Source organism: Sulfurimonas crateris (assembly GCF_005217605.1).
In the GTDB taxonomy this organism is placed as follows: Bacteria; Campylobacterota; Campylobacteria; order Campylobacterales; family Sulfurimonadaceae; genus Sulfurimonas; species Sulfurimonas crateris.
The window spans coordinates 1-17,764 of sequence record NZ_SZPX01000009.1 but is presented as its reverse complement, the minus strand read 5'-3'; the positions used below and the strand labels follow the sequence as shown (position 1 = coordinate 17,764).

Sequence of the window (17,764 nt, the reverse complement as noted above, 5' to 3'; positions counted from 1 at the left end):
CTATTTAATTGTTATATCCGATTCTTCTGTCATCAGTGCCTGAAGAACAAGGGCTACCGCATCAGGTGACTCATCTATCATGCCGCGTACCTTCTCAAGAAGAACATCATATTTGAGCTCATCTTCGCTAAATCCTTCTCCAACACCAAGCTGCTCTTCAACTTTGCGGCGCATAGATTGAACCTTCTCAACAAGATCTTCATCCGCATCATTTTCAATATCAAGAAGCGGTTTTCCAATCTCCTCATCTTCCTTTGAGATCTCAAGCATTCTCTCTGCGAAAGGCGAAATAACCTTCTTGTAAAGAATAAAGAGAAGCAGAAGAACAAAAAGATACTTAAACAACTCGGAAAAAGGAGCCAGATATGTTTGAGAAAATGTTACAGCCTGATTTACTCTCTCCCTAGTCTTATCGATCTCAGGAAGCTTGAACTGCAGATTTTGGACACTTATCTGATCGCCTCTATCTTCGTTTATCCCGATAGAGCGACTGACCAAAGCTGAGAGTGCTTCGAGATCCGTCTCTGAGAGCGGCTCATACTCCATCTCATCTGTCGGATTTCCATCGGCATCTAACTTGGTTTTATATTTTCCGTCAACAACAACAGCAGCTGTCACTCTCTTTATGCGTGCAAATTCGCTCTTTATCGTAGAGACGGTCTTGCCGACCTCATAGTTTGTAGTACCCGTATTCTTCTCGTACTTCTCTGTCGTCTGATTGTTTGAGAGTCCCTCAACAGGTCCGATATTGCTAATAGTTCCCGGAACCCCACCAACTTCGGCAGGAGTTGATCCCTCTCTTTTTTCTTCGCTTATCTGCTCACTTCTTACAACATTTTCAGGATCATATATCTCAGAAGTAGAGCTTTTTATGGAGAAATCAAACTCAATCGTGACTTGGGCTACGACCTTATCGTCGCCGCCAACAAAAGGAGAGATGACCTCTATGATCTTACTTTGCTTCTTTCTCTCTTCTTTAGCCTTGTAGCTCTGCTGAACTGCTGATAGTTCACCCATTTGAGCCATCTCATCTTCATCTCCGAGAGTCTCGCCGTCGCTGTCTATCAACATAACATTCGCAGCTGTTAGATTTGGAACTGCAGCGGAGACAAGATTTTTTATGCCCCTGATCTGCTTTGTGGAGAGCCTTCTGCCTTCGACCAGCTGAAGCATAACTGAGGCTGTAGGATCCGCTTTTTTCTCAACAAATAGAGTCTCTTTTGGAAGAGCAAGGCTGACACTTGCACGCTCTATCGGAGCTAAAGCATTAATGGTGCGGGAGAGTTCACCTTCAAGTGCGCGAAGATACTTTACATTTTGATCAAAGCTTGTTGAACCAAACTCCTGTTTGTCAAAAAGTTCAAACCCTACTCCACTGTTCTTAGGAATCCCAAGTGATGCAATAGCTATACGCTCTTTATAGACCACATTTTTAGGAACCTTGATAACATTGTTATCAAATATCTCATAGGGGATATTATCTTTTTCCAGTTGTTCTACGACCTTGCCTGCATCTTCAGAGGTTAATGAATCAAAAAGAACTTCATATTGACTGACTGCATCTTTTTTAGCCGTATATACGACCATGAAGACCAAAAATGCAACAATACCTACAACCGCAAAACCAATAATGAGTTTCTGCTGTTTGGTCAGCTTGTCATACAAAACGACTAGTTGTGAGAAAAGTACCTTAAAATCCATCAATTTCCAATTTATTATCTAATGTTACACACTAAAACGAACGCGCCGTTTTACTGGCAGGGGCTAAAGTCCCTACAACCCCCTGAAGCTACAAATATTGTGCTATCAGCTCAAAAAAACGGCTGTTTTGCTCATGCGTGCCCACTGTAACTCTGATTGCATTCATGTTATAACTGCTTAAGTTTCTAACAATCATACCCTTCTGCAAGAGCTGATTTGATATCTTTGTAGAGTCCTGTTCAGAGTTAAGACATAGCGTTACAAAATTAGTATAACTGTTTATTATATCTATTTTTTGCTCTTTTGCAAACTCTTCATAGCGTTTCATCTGCTCAAAATTTAGAGTTATACTTTTCTTCACAAACTCCTCGTCATTTAGCGCTTCGCTTGCTGCTTCCAAAGAGAGAGTCGTGATATTAAACGGAGGTCTTAACTTATAGAGCTCCTCTACTATTTTGCTCTCCGCCAAACCGTATCCGACTCTCATACCGCCAAGCCCGTAAGCCTTTGAAAAAGTACCCAGATAGATAACGTTGTCAAACTTCTCAATCAGCTCTTTTGGAACTATCTCTTTTTTGCTCTCTTTAGCAATTGCGTACTCCATATAAGCGCCGTCTATCACTACAAGGGTATCGCCATCTATCTTGCTTAAAAAGTCATATATCTTAGCTGCATCAAGCGCATCTCCCGTAGGATTATTCGGTGTACAAATAAAGATTATCTCCGGCTTCTCTTTTTTATAAAGTTCATAAAACTCATCCAGATCATGCTCTTGTGAAGCAGTTCTTATAACCTCAGCACCAACGTGTTTAGCGTATATCTCATACATGGCAAATGTTATGGAGTTCATTAGAATTTTTGAGCCGTTATGCGCTTTTGCATGGATCAAAAACTCTATTACCTGATCGCTTCCCGAACCGATGATCACGTTCTTGTTTTGAACTCCGTATCTGGCACTCAGACCGTTTTTGAGCTTTATCATCGAATCATCCGGATAGAGTGCCATCTTTGGCAATATTGCACCGACGGCATCTATAACTTTTGGCGAGCACCCGCAAGGATTCTCATTTGAAGCGAGCTTCACAATATCCTTTGGCTCTATGCCAAACTCTCTTACAACCAACTCTATTGGCTTTCCAGCCTCATATGTTTTAATATTTTGCAAATTTTTATTGAACTTCAATCTCTTCACCTTTTACGTAACTTCCTAGCCAAGTTACCTCATCCTTATGTTTTTCTAATACCTCTTGAACATTTGCATCATCTATATGTCCATAAAAATCCATAAAAAACAGATACTCAAATCCGCCCTTATCTTTCAAGGGGCGTGACTCAATTTTTGAGAAATTTATCTTTTTCTCATCAAAATCCTGCAGAAAATGGACCAGAGAACCTGCTTTTACCGAATCTTTAAGTCTCACTAAAATAGATGTCTTGTCATCTTGACTTTTTTCATTCTTAAAATCACTCAGTATTACAAAGCGTGTTTGAGAGCCTATGTCATCTTCTACATGATCAAACATTGTCGGAACACCGTATAACTTTGCGGCAATATGACTGCAGATCGCAGCCGCATTTGGATTCTCGGCTGCCATTATAGCGGCCTTTGCGGTTGACTCGACCGGAATCTGTTCAACATTGACCAGATTGTGCTCCTGCAGGAATTCTCTGCACTGTCCGAAGCCCTTGTCTTTTGAGTATATCTTTGTAATTTCGCTCAGCTTCTTTGCTTTTGTCGCAAATGACATATGGATCGGCATATAGAGCTCTGCAACAACTTTAACCGGACTTTTTGCAAGCAGGTCTAACGTCTCGCCTACAACTCCGTCTCTTGAGTTCTCAATCGGAACTACGCCGAATTTTGCTCTCTTTGCTTCAAGTGTCTTAAAAACAGAGTGAATTGAGCCAAGGGAGAGATAATCGCTCATAGCGCCAAAACGGCTCTCTGCAGCTTGATGTGTAAAGCTCCCCTCAGGACCGAGATAGGCTATACGCTCAGGAAGTTCTAGATTTCTTGAGACGGCAAAAATCTCCAAAAAAATAGCCTCGATAGCAGCAGCGTTAAGAGCTCCGTTTTGTTCTATGCTCTGCTCGGTCAATCTCTGAACAATCGCTTTTTCTCTCTCTGGTCTGTAAATTGCACCGTTAGAGCTTTTTTTGATCTCACCGACATGTTTGACAACTTCCATTCTTTGATTGAGCAATTTTAATATCTCATCATCTATAGCATCAATGGCTACTCTGCAATCATCTAATGTTTTCATAACGCCTCCAAAATTTCTTGCATATCTGCATAAACCATGTCAGGTCTTAGCTCCTCTTTTAAAAAAGGGAGTATCTCACCGGCACTCTTATACTTTCCGCTTGTGACGAACACTGTTTTCATCCCGAGCTCTTTTGCTCCGACTAAATCTCCCTTTACATCATCGCTTATGATCGTTATATCGTTAAATTCTGCATCTTTTTGCTGTCCTCTAATCGCCGCCAACGCCTCGGAGTAAAAAGAGGTGCTCGGTTTTCCTACTACATCGTAGCTGCAAGATGTAGCAAACTCAAGCATCTTTAAGATCGCTCCAACACCGGGATATCTTTTGGAGTTTTTAGCATATATAGAGGTCTCATGCATTCCGATCAAAGATGCACCGCCGAGCAAAAAGTCAATTATCTGCGCATACTCTTGGGCAGAAAAATCCTCTTTTATAGCGATTAAAACACTCTTTGGATTTTCATAGTTCAAAACGTAGCCCATCTTTTTTAAAACTTCCAAAAACTCTGCAGCTCCGTATGCCGCAATGCTCTCTTTTGCAACACGTGACTCCAGGAGCATCAAAGGGTCGAGGTAGCGGGAGAAATCAAAATTAAAACCGCTTGAATGAAGAAAGTTGTAAAAATCCAAAGATGCTTTTTTGGTGTTGTTGGTAATGATCATATAGGGAATATTTTTTTCATTGAGCATATCTATAAACTCAATGCTTCCGCGAATGGGAGTTTTATCTTCGTCGCTGATCAGGGTACCTTGAACATCAATAAAATACATCTTATTTAACCAAATAATCTTTCTCTAATGCTATAAGATCTTCAAACTCTTCACGTTTGCGAATAACTCTCGATTCGCCGCCTTTTACAGCAACTTCTGCACTTCTGCCTCTTGTGTTGTAGTTGCTTCCCATCCCAAAACCGTAAGCACCTGCACTGTGGACTACAAGCAGATCGTTATGTTCCAGAGTCGGCAGCATATAATCTTTTGCAAAAAAGTCTCCGCTCTCACAAACAGGACCTACTACGTCCGCCTCACTAAGCTCACTTTTACTCTCTGTAATAGCCTCGATCTTATGGTACGCCTTATAAAGGCTCGGGCGAAGAAGGTCGTTCATAGCACCGTCAACTACTACAAACCTCTTTGCTCCGTTCTTCTTCTCGTAAAGTACTTTTGTTAAAAAATATCCTGCATTTGCAGTTAAAAATCTTCCCGGCTCGCATATTATTGTTAAGTCAAGCCCTTTTAAAGTTCCAAGTACCGCCTGTGCATAGTCATAAGGCTTAATGGTGACCTCATCTTTATATGTCACACCAAGTCCTCCGCCGATGTCAAAAAACTTTAACTCTATCTTTATACTTTGAAGTGAGCGCACCATATCTGCTACGATCTCTGCAGACTCATAGATCGGCTTTAGTTCGGTCAGCTGAGAGCCTATATGAAAATGTATTCCCACCGGGTCTAGATGCTCTGAATTGTTCGCACGGATATACATTCTCTTAGCGCTGTCTATATCTACCCCGAACTTATTGTCATGAAGCCCTGTAGAGATATATGGATGCGTTAATGGGTCAATATTCGGGTTTACTCTTATGCTGATCCGGCAGTTTGCACCAAGCTCTTTTGCAATAAGCTCAACACGACCAAGTTCAGCCTCGCTCTCTACGTTTATGTAGAGTATCTCTTTCTCAATTGCTTCGCGTATCTCTTCATCACTCTTTCCCACGCCTGAGAAGATGATCTTGTAGCTTGGGACACCTGCCAAAAATGCGCGGCGCACCTCTCCGATGGAGACACAGTCGGCTCCGCTTCCCATCTGGGCAAAATGGTTGATAACGCTAAGGTTTGAGTTTGATTTTATTGCGTATGCCAAAAGAGACTTTCTCCCTTTAAAAGCCTCTTTTAGCTCTTCATACTGCTTTGTCATATAGTCTAGATCATATATATAAAGCGGTGTTTTGTATTTGGATGCAAGTTCTCTAAAGTTGATCATAAAAGTCCCGAATATTTTTTAGGGCATTTTATCCAAAAAGTACTTATATTTTTGTTATAAAGCCTTAAGTAGCGAGTCGATATCTTCTCCACTGACGTAAAGCTATCAAAAATAGAATAAAGACTGGAAGTACTATACCTGCTTCACTTGGGAGAGTCTTATGGCTTGAGAGTTCAATTAGCGCGAATAGAATTGCCCATATCATCAGTGAAGATATTATCGCTGCGAAACTAAATAGAGAAACATTTAAAAATCTCACACTAATTGGCACAAAAAAGAAGATAATAACAACAAGGCTCGGCACAAAGAACGGATATACAAATATTTTATACAGTGAACTTTTAACGACATCCGTATTTATCTTCTGCTCATTCAGAAGCATATATGCATCAATTGCATCTTTGATTGTAAAGTTTACTTTACCCTCATAAACTTGGTCTAACATCTTCGGACGAAAACCTTGAAGAATTTTCAGATCTTTCTCTTTTGTGACTTTTATACCCAAAGAGTCGAAGTGGATCTCATCAGGTTTTGTAATTATGTCCGCTGCATTTATATGCCAAGCATCGTCTCTGTATCTTGCTCTTTTAGCTACTAAAACCTCTTTTAAAGAGTTGCTGCTAAAACTAAATACTCTAACATCTTCGGCACTCTCTTGCAGCGGGAGCATCTTTGAAAAGTAGACGAACTTATCTTTGTATGTAAAGAAGAGATCCCTTGTAGGGCTTAAATATTGAGCATTTTTGCGAATATTTTTAGCCATCTCATCTGCTCTTGCAAAGTTTGAGACCGAATGCAGGGATATGAAAATAAAAATTATGAGTGTAGAGACTACAACAAAAGGCTTGAGAATATCAACCCTTGAGTAGCCCAAAGAGTAAAAAGATACCAAAGCATTTGAGCGGATAAGAAATATCTTGGTGCTTATCATTGCAAAAATAAGCGAGAGCGGAAGAAGCATATCAATGGCAAAAAAGGTCTTATAGACGAGGTAGATAAGAAGAAGGTTCGCAGAAATATCGAGTTTTTCGGTACTTCCCATATAGTCGAATCCGACTAGAAACATCACAAGTGCGCTTAAGATGATAATAAAATATTTTATGTAATGAAAAGAGATATATTTAAACGCCAACATAGTGTGCAAGTCCAATTAAAAGTTTGGTGCTATTTTAGCTGAAATTTTTTAATTGTATATTTAGCACTTACATCTTCTAGTGAATGCTCAAGCAAAGACTCAACGGCTTCACACGCAAGAGATACCCATTTAGTCAAATGCTCCTGCTCATCTTTGTTAAAATCACTCAAAACATAAGATGATACCTCGCCCTTATGTTCTGGCTTTCCTATACCCATTCTCACTCTTATATACTCTTTTGAGATATTCTCATCCGTGGATTTAAGTCCGTTATGACCGCCATGTCCGCCTCCTTTTTTAAAACGAAGCGTGCCAAATGGCAAGTCCAAATCATCATGTATTACAACTACTTCTTCGATTTTATAGAACTTCTTTACGGCTGCGATAGATATACCTGAGAGATTCATAAAAGTAAGCGGTTTTAATAGATAATGATTTGAAAATTTGAAGAGTTCGCCGTTGAATGACGATGAGGATAGCTTTTGGGCATCTAGCCTTTTAACAAGCTCGTCAACAACCATAAATCCTATGTTATGACGAGTCTTTTCATACTTCGGTCCAGGATTACCTAGGCCGACTATTAGCATGATTATTTAGCTTTAATTACACTCAATACAGAAACACGATCAGAATCTGTGAATGTAACGTTCTCTACTTTTGCAAGATCACGTACCATTTTTGCATCGCCTACGTCCATCTTTGCAACATCAACATTGATTGCATTTGGAACGTTCTCGATAGCAGCTTTTACTCTTAGACGAGGTTTTGAAATGTGTACAAGACCTTTGTTCTTAAGTCCTATTGCTTCACCTTGTGGAACAACCGGTACATGGTAGTGTGTCACAACGCCTGGTTGTGCTACCATTAGGTCAACATGCAAAAGTTTAGATGTTACGGGATGTGCTTCATACGACTGAACAACAACATTCATCTCTTTTGATCCAACTTTTACTGGAAATGATAAAGTCTCTTTGTTGCGAACAGTACGGATATATTCATTCTCTTTGAATGCTGCGTGAATATTTTCAAGCCCTTTTCCGTAAATATTTGCAATTAGATAACCATCACGGCGAAGCGCTTTCGTGCTTTGTTTGCCAATACTCTCTCTAATAATGCCTTCTAACATATTAAATCCTTAATAAAAAATGTTTGGAATTATACTTCTTTAAGCTTTAATTGTAGTTAAAACTTATTTTAAATCAAAGATATCCTCATCCATAATCTTTCCATTGCCGTTCTTATCCGCTTTTTTAAGCACATCTGCTGCATTGCCGCTGTTAAGTCCGCTCATTTTGAGCTCAAGATCAGACGCACTCGTAGCGTAATCTTTTGCTCTCTCTTTAGTGATAATTCCAGCATTGTATATATCCAAGATATGCTGATCAAAACTTTGAGATTTATAGTGTTCACGACCTTTTTCTATAGCCTCTTTAATCTCATAATCTCTGTTTTCCAAGATCAATTTCTCTATCGTAGGAGTCTTGACAAGTATCTCCATAGCCGCGATTCGCTTATCATCTTTCGTGGGAATAAGTCTTTGGGAGATTACGCCCTTTAGCACTCCTGCAAGAGAGAGACGAACACGGTTCTGTTCATCATTTGGAAAAATTGCGATAATACGGTTAATAGTCTCTTTTGCATCAAGAGTATGAAGCGTTGAAAATACCAAGTGTCCGGTATCTGCAGCATGAAGTGCAAGCTCAATGGTCTCACGATCCCTCATCTCCCCGACAAGTATAATATCCGGGTCCTCACGCAAAGCGGCTCTTAGAGCTCTGTCAAAAGAGAGCGTGTCTTGACCTACTGAGCGCTGGTTTATAATACACCCTCTATCTTTATGGACAAACTCAATAGGATCTTCGATAGTTATAATATGTTTCTTTTGCGTAGTATTTATCTCATGTATCATAGCCGCTAACGTCGTTGACTTACCGCTACCGGTTGTTCCTGTAACCAAAACAAGCCCACGCGTCTCTTTAGTGAACGTTCTTATCATCTCAGGATAGTTCATCTCATCAATAGTCGGAATAGTCATAGGAATAACACGAAAAACAAAAGAGGGGCCATCCGTTTGAAAAAAGATATTTACACGGAAGCGGTTGCGTTCATCGAACTGATAGACAAGGTCGATCTCTTTATTCTCGACAAGTTCTGCATATCTGCCTCTAAGTATCTCTTTTGAGAGAGTCATTGCATCATCATAAGAGAAGATACTGCCTGAAAAAGGAACGATTGTCCCGTTTATTCTTGCTCTAATAACACCGTTTGACTTGACATGTAAGTCACTTCCGCCGTTTTCAATGAGCTTTTTAAGATAAGCTCTGATCTTTTTAATCTGCTCAAACGTTAATTGACTTACATCCACTTCATTTCTATTTTCGCTCATAATGACTCCAATATATCTTTAAATGCATCTTTGAAAGATTTCAATCCATCAGCTATCTGTTTGTCCAACAGAGAATCAAAATCTATGCCTAAACTTCTGACCTTTTCAAAATGTTCCTTTATAGTATGGGTTGGGATCGGTAAAGCGCTCTGTTTAACTCCATTTTGATGAAACGCTTTTATAGTATCTACGGGAGCCGTATTTACACTGTTGTACGCTAAAAGTTTCTCCACATAGTAGTGCGGAGGCAGTGAATCGTCTTTTACTCCCGTACTTGCGAAGAGAGTCCTGCACCCCTCAACCCCCATTGACTCGACTTCAGAGTAGATATCCGCGCTGTTATAGATTCCACTGAGTGCAATATCTACCCCGCCTTTTGACAACTCCTCATCAAGCGCTCTGTCTATCCTGCTTACAAATACGCTTATGACTGTATCTACTTTTGCTCCATATTGTGCCAGACCCTCTCTAAATGCATCGGCACATGAGATGGCTTGCTCTTTTTTAAATATAAGTGTAGCATTTACAGGTATCCCGCTTCCTACAAGCTCTCTCATTGCAACGTAGCCGGCCTCAGTAGCAGGAACTTTTATCATCACGTTTTTGCGGTTTATCTGAGAGTATAGTCTCTTCCCCTCTTCTATGGTCGCATCTGCATCGTCGCAAAGATATGGGTCCACCTCTATGCTCACATAGCCGTCATCACCATTTTGATGCAAAGGCTCGAGTATATCTGCCGCTTTTTGTATATCGTAGATCGCAAGAGCTTCATACTTCTCTTTAGGTGAAATTGAACCCAATTGAGAGAGCTGCTCTTTATACGCGCTTGAAGTCAAAATTGCATTTTTAAATATTGCCGGATTGGAAGTCGTACCGTTCACGATCCCGCTCTCTATGAGCTCTTTAAACTCTCTGTCTAAGTAGTCTCTCTCTATAAAATCTGCCCACAAAGAGAACTTCAAATCTTTCAAATACATCTACAAACCTTAAGTCATTTTGGTAAATTATAGCTCAAAAACTCTTAAGCAATATTTTTAGGGATCTTTATAATAAAAAGTGATCCGTCTCTAGATGTTTCTACGCCTATTTCGCCGCCGAACTGCTTCTCTATTATCATCTGACTCATATAAAGACCAAGCCCCGTTCCGTTTTTACCTTTGGTACTAAAGTATGGCTCAAAAAGATGCGGCAGATTTTCGCTCTCAATTCCGCCTGCATTATCCTCAATATATATAAAAACTCTCTCTCCTACTTTTTTTGCGCTTATACTAATAAAAGAGTCTCTCTTTTTTACCTCGTTATGTGCGTCTATGGCATTGTTTAAAATATTGAGTACGACTTGTACAAGCTCATTTATATAGGTCTTAACCTCTATATCTTCACTTCTGCTAATAGATATTTTTATTCCTCTGTCGCTTACTCTAGACATTGCAAAGTTTAGAGCCCTTTGAAGCAGGTCATGTATCTCGATACTCTGCATCTCTTTATCGGGATGAAAATATGTTTGAAAATCATCGATCGTATCGGATAGATAGACAATTGTATCGCTAATATTGCTAAGTGCCTCATCAATATCTTCACCGCTTCTGTTATGTCCAAGCAGCTGCTTAAACTGCAAATTTGCGATCTGAAGCGTGATCGTAGAGAGCGGCTGCCTCCATTGATGCGCTATCATACTTATCATCTCGCCCATCACTGCCTGCTTTGACTGGGCCTCTAAAATCTGATCTTTGCTTCTTAGCTCTTCTAGCTTCTGTTCAACCTTTAACTCTAGCGATTCATTAAGCTTAGTAAGCTCTGTCGTTTTATCTTTTACCTGTTTCTCAAGTTCAGAGTTAAAGTTTCGCAGCATATTCTGCTGTTCTATAATGGTAGATCTTGCTTCATCTATCTTCTTTTGGTAGAAGTAGATAATAATACTGATGATGACCAAAACAAAGGAGATATATGTGACCTGATACATGGTGTACTTTATCTCTATAAAACTCTGCAGCGGTGCTATGATAAGCATTAGAAGAACAAAAATCAGCCAATATACTGCATGTATTGTCTTTTGAAAGTATAGAAGTATGATAGGGTATGTAAAGATCCAGAGATGTTTTAGGTCAGTCGGTTCGCCGACATAAATAAGAAACAGAAACAAAAACGTATATTGCAGAGTCATTGTAGTTGCAAAAAACTCAAAAAAGTGGCGATACTCTCTAAGAGCAAAAAACATTATAATGTTCATAAACAAAAGAGAGGTCTCTATTGGAATAAAACCGTGGATATCTCTTACATAGTTTCCTACTATTCCATATATCAATCCGCCCCCGGAGAGCAGTATGCCGATATTTACCATCTGATATCTGTTTTTTAGATCCTGCTGCGTCTCGTTAAAATCCCATCCGCTTGTAAAAAATCCATCTAGTTTAAGCATTGACTATCTCCTCTTTTATGGCAGATAAACTTTGTTTAAAAGCTCTTCATACTCGCTTTTGGCATCACTCTCCAGAGTTATGCCTCCACCGCTTTTGTATATATATCCATCTTTGGTTTTCTCGACAAATCTTATCATAACCGCACTGTCAAATGTTTTGCCGTCATACACACCGAATACCCCGCTAAAGTAACCTCTCTCATAATCTTCAACCTCGTCAATTATATCTAAAGTGCTCTTTTTTGGCGCTCCGCTTATACTCCCCGCAGGCAAAAGTGTTTTTAAAATATCTCCGATTTTTGAATGCCAATCGCTCCCCACATCTCCGCTTATATGTGAGCTTACATGCAGGAGCTCTTTATCTCCCGCCTCTATTTTTGTTATATATCTAAACTCCTCGACTTTAACATCTTTTGCCATGATGGAGAGGTCGTTTCTTAGCAGGTCTACGACCATAACGTGTTCAGCCATCTCTTTTGGGTTGTTTAATATAAGTTCTTTTGCGTTTGGGATTGAGGCATCTATCGTGCCTTTCATGGGGAAAGTTGCTATCTTAGAATCTTTTATCTCAACAAACTGCTCGGGAGAGAAACAGACAAAATCATCTTTGTATCTAAGTTTGTAGCGCGCATTTGCACATCCAAACATCTCTTTTAGACTCATCTCGCTCTTCACTCTTGTAGGCTGTGTAAGATTTAAAAGATAGGTATCGCCCGCTTTTATTCTGTCTATCACAAAGTCAAATTTTTTTTTGTAGTCGCTAAATAATACTGTCTGCTTATCAAAAAAATCTGCGTGAGATTTTATGGAGTAATTTTTTGTAGTGGAGTACTCAATGTCATGCGAGTCAAGTTCGCTAAGAGGGATGACTATGAGGTTTTTTGCCAAAAAGTCTGATATAAACAGAAATGGTTCTCTCTTTTTACCCAGAGAGTTTATATCATCAAACGTCATAAATAAGTTTTTTTAGCACTGCCATTCTTATCGCTACGCCGTTTGAGACCTGCTCTAAAACTTTACATCTCTTATCTGCTAAAAGTGCATCGCATATATCTATGTTTCTATGCACAGGTCCGGGGTGAAGCAAAAGTACATCCCTTTCACCCAAAAGCTCGCTTGTTATGCAAAAATCGCTTGCATAATCTTTTAGAGATGCGTAGGTCTGCGAAGAGTGTCTCTCGGTCTGTGTTCTTAGACTCATAATAGCGTCCACTTCATCAATGATCTCTTTTAAAAAATGTGTGCTTCTTAGCTCAGTTTTTGGCAAGAACTGCGGAGGAGCGACTAAAATCACCTCCATACCGAATCTTCCTAACAGTTCAATATTGGAGTTTGCAACTCTTGAGTTTTTTATATCACCCACGATCGCTATCTTTTTTCCTCTCACATCTCCAAAATGTTTCTTAAGCGTAAAGAGGTCCAAAAGTGCCTGAGTAGGATGAGCGTGAGCGCCGTCTCCTGCATTAATTATCGAAGCGTTCGTATGATTTGATAGGATCTTAGGAACACCGGAGTTTTGATGTCTGACAATTATTGCATTTGGACTCATTGCATCAAGATTCATTGCCGTATCTACGAGTGTTTCACCTTTTTTAGTAGAGCTGTTTACAACATCAAGATGCACAACTTCCGCTCCAAGCCTCTTTGCTGCTATCTCAAAAGAGCTTCTTGTCCTTGTAGAGTTTTCAAAAAAGAGCGTAACTATGATCTTATCCTCTAAAATCTTATCAAGCTTTGTGCCATCTTTGATACTCTTTCCAAACAGCTCGGCATCTTGCAAAATTGCCTCTATCTCTTTAACGGTAAAATCTGCAGTCGTAGTTAAATGTTTCATAACGCTCTTTTTTTAAAATAATTCATAAATTATACAAGACATCACATATAATATCAATATCACGAGAGAGTTTTAAAACCCTAAAATCTGTTTTTAAAAAGTAGGGCTCGGATATTTCAGAGAAGTTCTCATCACCCTCTTTGCAGTTAAACGCTACTGTATGCTCTATTTTTCTCTCTTGAAGAGCCTTTTTGCTAAGCAGCGTGTCATTTATACAGCCAAGAGAGCAGTGAGTTACAAGAAGAGCTTTTGCACCAAGCAGCGAAATAAGATCGATCATCATATACTTCTCATCAATAGGAACGTAAAGCCCGCCAGCACCTTCAATGATAATGATATCGCAGAAGGCTTCAAGCTCCTCTATTTTTGTCAATATTTTTTTCAGATCAAGCGGGGTGTTGTTTGATGCAACAAACGGAGCTGCAGCTATATCGTAGGTTATCGGCGCTATATCTTCAGCCTCTAGATGCCACAACTTGGTATTTAACTCTTTTACTACCTCCAAAAGCTCCTCAGCGTCCTCTGCATATCCATTGATGACACCGGTCTCTATCGGCTTGATAACACCCACTTTAAGACCGCGGGAGGCATACTCTCTAAGAAGAAGTTTTGTTATGTATGTTTTACCTATATTTGTGTTTGTAGCGGTTACAAAAATTCGTTTTGTCATAGTTATCTCTATTTTGTTATAATTTTTAACTATTAAAGGCAATTATTATAGGAAAATTATGGCAACAAATACAGATTTAGAGACCATCAACGACATATCGCTGAAATACCCTAAAAAATATAAAGTATTTATTTTAAATGACGACTATACCTCTATGGATTTTGTCATAGATGTTATTATGAGCATATTTCATAAAAGTTTTCAAGAGGCTGAGGCCATAATGCTTGAGGTTCATAAAAAAGAGAGAGGTGTTTGCGGTGTCTATACCCACGAGATAGCACAAACCAAGGTGATGCAAGTACACAAAAGAGCCAGAGAGAGCGGATTTCCTCTCAGGGCTGAGATGGAGGAAGAGTAGTGATAAGTTATACATTAAACGAAGTTTTTCAAAAATCTATTCTTTATGCAAAAGAGCTTAGACATGAATATATTACCATTGAACACGTCTTTTATCAGATATTAAACTCTGCTGAGGGTGCGAAGATCATATTCGCATGCGGCGGAGACGTAGCTAAGATGAAAGAGCTTATGAAAAGCTATATAGGCACAAATATAGGTACTCTTCCACAAAACATAGAAGAGGAGCCTTTTGAGAGCCTTGCACTATCAAGACTGATAGAGAGGATGATAAAACATATTCAAGGCTCAGGTCAGCAGAGCGCCGATATAGGAGACCTACTCGTTGCCATCTATGATGAAGTGAACTCATTTGCTTACGCACTCTTAAAAGAGTCTCATATTTCAAGACTCGATATTTTGGAAGTTATTTCACATACCAACGAGAAAGAGAACTTAAAAGAGGGTGACTCCTATCTTGAAAAGTACTCTATAGATCTTCTTCAAAAAGCCAAAGAGGGAAAAATCGATCCCGTGATCGGCAGAGACGATGAGATACAGAGAGTCACGCAGATACTCTGCCGAAGAAAGAAAAACAACCCTATTTTAGTAGGAGAAGCGGGTGTCGGAAAAACTGCCATAGCAGAAGGGCTGGCGCTAAATATAGTTGCACACAAAGTTCCTTCCATCATACAAAACACAGAGCTTTATGCTCTTGATCTTGGCGCGATGCTTGCCGGCACAAAATACAGGGGAGATTTTGAAAAGCGTTTAAAAGGCGTTATGGATGAGCTTAAATCGATCCCAAATGCCATTCTTTTTATTGATGAGATTCATACACTCATAGGTGCAGGTGCTACAAGCGGGACTATGGATGCGGCAAACCAGCTAAAACCTGCCCTTGCATCAGGCGAACTAAAGTGCATGGGCGCGACTACATTTGCAGAGTACAGAAACGGCTTTGAAAAAGACAAAGCTCTTAGCAGAAGATTCTCCAAGGTCGACATTAATGAACCATCCGCTAAAACGACATATAAAATATTAAAAGGGCTAAAGAGCAAATACGAAGAGCATCACAATGTCACTTTTACCGACAAAGCCCTCAAAACTGCCATTGATCTCTCCAAAAGATATATTACCGATAAATTCTTGCCTGATAAGGCGATCGACCTTATAGATGAGACTGCCGCATCTTTTCATCTTAAAAACAAGAAAAAAAGAGTGGTAGGTTCAAATGATATCCAAACCACCATCTCAAGGATCGTTGGGATCTCAAACTCAAAAGTGACTCATGATGAGACTCTCTCTCTTGCAAATCTGGAGGAGAATTTACGCAAAAAAGTGATAGGTCAAGATAGAGCTGTAGCAGAAGTGGCAAAAGCGATAAAAATATCAAAAGCAGGTCTTACCCCGCAGAACAAACCTATCGCATCATTTCTATTCTCAGGCCCTACAGGTGTAGGTAAAACAGAGCTTGCACTCTCTCTTAGCCAGACACTCGGCATAAACTTTGAGAGATTTGATATGAGCGAATATATGGAAAAGCATGCCGTAAGCCGTCTGGTAGGAGCACCTCCAGGCTACGTCGGATATGAGCAGGGCGGGCTTTTAACAGAAGCTATAAAAAGACACCCTTATACTGTTCTACTCCTAGATGAGATCGAAAAAGCGCATCCTGATCTTGTAAATATTTTACTTCAGATCATGGACAATGCAACCCTGACCGACAATAACGGGTACAAGGCTAATTTTCAAAACGTTATACTGATAATGACATCTAATGTTGGTGCGACTGCCAGAAATGTTATGGGATTCAATAAAGACAGTTCTCTCTCAAAAAATGAGGAGCTTAAACTCTTTTTTACCCCGGAATTCAGAAACAGACTCGATGCAGTTGTAGAGTTTTCTCAACTAGAGAGTGAAGTCGTCAAAGGGATTGTGGAGAAATTTATAGAAGAGTTAAACAGTGACCTAAAAAAGAAAAAAATAACCGTTACGCTATCTCCAAAAGCCGTAGAGTTTATCGCCCAAAATGCCTACTCTCCTGAAATGGGTGCAAGACCGATCAAAAGATATATACATGACAATATAACAAACAAACTGAGTGATGAGATACTCTTTGGCAAACTGAAAAACGGCGGAAGTGTAAATGTCTCTTTTAACAAAAAATTGATTTTAAAATTTAAAGAGTCCGGCGTTTGAATATACCAAAACTCTCAAAATACGACCTGCTCTTTCCTGATCCAAACAGTGCAAATGAAGACGGAATAGTCGCATGGGGAGGCGACTTAAACCCGTCTAGAGTTATTCGTGCCTATCAAAACGGCATATTTCCATGGTACGGCAAAGATGATCCTGTTATATGGTGGTCAACCGACCCTAGACTTATTATGGAACTGGATGATTTCAGACTAAGCCGCTCTCTAAAAAAAAGTATGAAAAAATTTGAGTACAGGTTTGATGCAAACTTTACAGAGGTTATCAGACACTGTAGCAGCGTAAAAAGAGATAATCAAAACGGCACTTGGATACAAGATGATATTATAGAAGCCTATAGCCTTCTTCACGGTATGGGTATAGCACATAGCGTTGAGAGCTATAAAGATGGAAAACTTGTAGGCGGGCTTTATGGGGTTGTTGTAGGGAAAGTTTTTTGCGGAGAGTCCATGTTCTCTATCGTAAGCGATGCATCAAAATCTGCTTACGTAGTTTTAGTAAAACATCTAAAATTTTGGGGCTATGACTTTATAGATTGTCAGGTACCGACAGAGCATCTCAAAAGCTTAGGTGCAAAAGAGGTCGCAAGAGAGTATTTTTTAAATAGGTTGAAAAGAGTAAATATGGACACTATTGAGCATAGATGGAGTATTGAAAAGTCGTTAATAACTGATTAAAAGATTTGATTGAATAATTTAGATTGATTAAATAAGTTAGTAGAAGAAATGACCAACTAGGCAGCGACCTACGTTTCCACACCTGAAAGATGCAGTATTATCAGCGATGAGAGGCTTAGCTTCTGGGTTCGGAATGGGG

Annotated in this window: 17 protein-coding genes; 3 read left to right on the top strand and 14 right to left on the bottom strand. The window is 39.6% G+C overall.

What is annotated here, in order from left to right; translation table 11 throughout:
- The 14 genes from fliF to bioD form a co-directional block, all read right to left on the bottom strand.
- Window positions 1-1,701 (bottom strand): flagellar basal-body MS-ring/collar protein FliF, encoded by a 1,701-nt coding sequence (fliF, locus tag FCU45_RS10990; RefSeq protein ID WP_137015249.1) that lies wholly within the window; start codon window positions 1,699-1,701, stop codon window positions 1-3.
- A gap of 88 nt (window positions 1,702-1,789) precedes the next feature.
- A complete protein-coding gene (hisC, locus tag FCU45_RS10985; RefSeq protein ID WP_137015247.1) occupies window positions 1,790-2,884 on the bottom strand; it encodes a histidinol-phosphate transaminase in 1,095 nt (364 codons plus the stop codon).
- The gene (pheA, locus tag FCU45_RS10980) at window positions 2,871-3,965 is read right to left on the bottom strand and encodes a prephenate dehydratase (RefSeq protein ID WP_137015245.1); all 1,095 of its coding nucleotides are present in this window, start codon (window positions 3,963-3,965) and stop codon (window positions 2,871-2,873) included. The genes hisC and pheA overlap by 14 nt, the downstream gene beginning before the upstream one ends.
- Entirely contained in the window at window positions 3,962-4,738 is a 777-nt protein-coding gene (locus tag FCU45_RS10975) for an HAD-IIA family hydrolase (protein ID WP_137015243.1), read from the bottom strand. The genes pheA and FCU45_RS10975 overlap by 4 nt, the downstream gene beginning before the upstream one ends.
- Window position 4,739: 1 nt before the next feature.
- Window positions 4,740-5,951 carry a diaminopimelate decarboxylase gene (lysA, locus tag FCU45_RS10970; RefSeq protein WP_188109263.1) on the bottom strand — a complete coding sequence of 404 codons (1,212 nt, stop codon included), beginning with the start codon at window positions 5,949-5,951 and terminating at the stop codon, window positions 4,740-4,742.
- Between the two features lie 64 nt (window positions 5,952-6,015).
- Window positions 6,016-7,086 (bottom strand): LptF/LptG family permease, encoded by a 1,071-nt coding sequence (locus FCU45_RS10965; protein WP_137015241.1) that lies wholly within the window; start codon window positions 7,084-7,086, stop codon window positions 6,016-6,018.
- A 29-nt stretch (window positions 7,087-7,115) separates the two neighbouring features.
- Complete coding sequence (pth, locus tag FCU45_RS10960; protein ID WP_223175816.1) at window positions 7,116-7,676, bottom strand: aminoacyl-tRNA hydrolase; 561 nt, start codon at window positions 7,674-7,676, stop codon at window positions 7,116-7,118.
- Complete coding sequence (locus FCU45_RS10955) at window positions 7,676-8,212, bottom strand: 50S ribosomal protein L25/general stress protein Ctc (RefSeq protein WP_137015237.1); 537 nt, start codon at window positions 8,210-8,212, stop codon at window positions 7,676-7,678. Before FCU45_RS10955 ends, pth begins: the two co-directional genes overlap by 1 nt.
- A 63-nt stretch (window positions 8,213-8,275) precedes the next feature.
- A complete protein-coding gene (locus tag FCU45_RS10950) occupies window positions 8,276-9,472 on the bottom strand; it encodes a type IV pilus twitching motility protein PilT (protein WP_137015235.1) in 1,197 nt (398 codons plus the stop codon).
- Window positions 9,469-10,449, bottom strand: coding sequence for a transaldolase (locus FCU45_RS10945; protein WP_137015233.1), 981 nt, complete (start codon window positions 10,447-10,449; stop codon window positions 9,469-9,471). The genes FCU45_RS10950 and FCU45_RS10945 overlap by 4 nt, the downstream gene beginning before the upstream one ends.
- A gap of 44 nt (window positions 10,450-10,493) precedes the next feature.
- A complete protein-coding gene (locus FCU45_RS10940; protein ID WP_137015231.1) occupies window positions 10,494-11,891 on the bottom strand; it encodes a sensor histidine kinase in 1,398 nt (465 codons plus the stop codon).
- A gap of 15 nt (window positions 11,892-11,906) precedes the next feature.
- Complete coding sequence (locus FCU45_RS10935) at window positions 11,907-12,845, bottom strand: aminodeoxychorismate synthase component I (RefSeq protein ID WP_137015229.1); 939 nt, start codon at window positions 12,843-12,845, stop codon at window positions 11,907-11,909.
- Window positions 12,835-13,725 carry an aspartate carbamoyltransferase catalytic subunit gene (locus FCU45_RS10930; RefSeq protein ID WP_137015227.1) on the bottom strand — a complete coding sequence of 297 codons (891 nt, stop codon included), beginning with the start codon at window positions 13,723-13,725 and terminating at the stop codon, window positions 12,835-12,837. Before FCU45_RS10930 ends, FCU45_RS10935 begins: the two co-directional genes overlap by 11 nt.
- 22 nt (window positions 13,726-13,747) lie before the next feature.
- Entirely contained in the window at window positions 13,748-14,395 is a 648-nt protein-coding gene (gene bioD / locus FCU45_RS10925; RefSeq protein WP_137015219.1) for a dethiobiotin synthase, read from the bottom strand.
- Between the two features lie 58 nt (window positions 14,396-14,453).
- On the opposite strand from bioD, the gene FCU45_RS10920 reads away from it, so the two are divergent.
- Genes FCU45_RS10920 through aat form a run of 3 tightly spaced genes read left to right on the top strand, consistent with a single transcriptional unit; the run spans window position 14,454 to window position 17,625 of the window.
- Complete coding sequence (locus FCU45_RS10920; RefSeq protein ID WP_137015217.1) at window positions 14,454-14,753, top strand: ATP-dependent Clp protease adaptor ClpS; 300 nt, start codon at window positions 14,454-14,456, stop codon at window positions 14,751-14,753.
- A complete protein-coding gene (gene clpA / locus FCU45_RS10915; RefSeq protein WP_137015215.1) occupies window positions 14,753-16,933 on the top strand; it encodes an ATP-dependent Clp protease ATP-binding subunit ClpA in 2,181 nt (726 codons plus the stop codon). The genes FCU45_RS10920 and clpA overlap by 1 nt, the downstream gene beginning before the upstream one ends.
- Window positions 16,930-17,625, top strand: a complete 696-nt coding sequence (gene aat / locus FCU45_RS10910; protein WP_137015213.1) for a leucyl/phenylalanyl-tRNA--protein transferase — start codon at window positions 16,930-16,932, stop codon at window positions 17,623-17,625. Before clpA ends, aat begins: the two co-directional genes overlap by 4 nt.
- Window positions 17,626-17,764 lie beyond the last annotated feature (139 nt).

Coding starts and splice junctions, on each gene's coding strand:
- FCU45_RS10950 (WP_137015235.1), bottom strand. CDS start 9,472: ATGAGCGAAAATAGAAATGAAGTGGATGTAAGTCAATTAACGTTTGAG.
- FCU45_RS10935 (WP_137015229.1), bottom strand. CDS start 12,845: ATGACGTTTGATGATATAAACTCTCTGGGTAAAAAGAGAGAACCATTT.
- FCU45_RS10945 (WP_137015233.1), bottom strand. CDS start 10,449: ATGTATTTGAAAGATTTGAAGTTCTCTTTGTGGGCAGATTTTATAGAG.
- FCU45_RS10920 (WP_137015217.1), top strand. CDS start 14,454: ATGGCAACAAATACAGATTTAGAGACCATCAACGACATATCGCTGAAA.
- FCU45_RS10940 (WP_137015231.1), bottom strand. CDS start 11,891: ATGCTTAAACTAGATGGATTTTTTACAAGCGGATGGGATTTTAACGAG.
- FCU45_RS10930 (WP_137015227.1), bottom strand. CDS start 13,725: ATGAAACATTTAACTACGACTGCAGATTTTACCGTTAAAGAGATAGAG.
- FCU45_RS10975 (WP_137015243.1), bottom strand. CDS start 4,738: ATGTATTTTATTGATGTTCAAGGTACCCTGATCAGCGACGAAGATAAA.
- fliF (WP_137015249.1), bottom strand. CDS start 1,701: ATGGATTTTAAGGTACTTTTCTCACAACTAGTCGTTTTGTATGACAAG.
- lysA (WP_188109263.1), bottom strand. CDS start 5,951: ATGATCAACTTTAGAGAACTTGCATCCAAATACAAAACACCGCTTTAT.
- bioD (WP_137015219.1), bottom strand. CDS start 14,395: ATGACAAAACGAATTTTTGTAACCGCTACAAACACAAATATAGGTAAA.
- FCU45_RS10965 (WP_137015241.1), bottom strand. CDS start 7,086: ATGTTGGCGTTTAAATATATCTCTTTTCATTACATAAAATATTTTATT.
- FCU45_RS10955 (WP_137015237.1), bottom strand. CDS start 8,212: ATGTTAGAAGGCATTATTAGAGAGAGTATTGGCAAACAAAGCACGAAA.
- pheA (WP_137015245.1), bottom strand. CDS start 3,965: ATGAAAACATTAGATGATTGCAGAGTAGCCATTGATGCTATAGATGAT.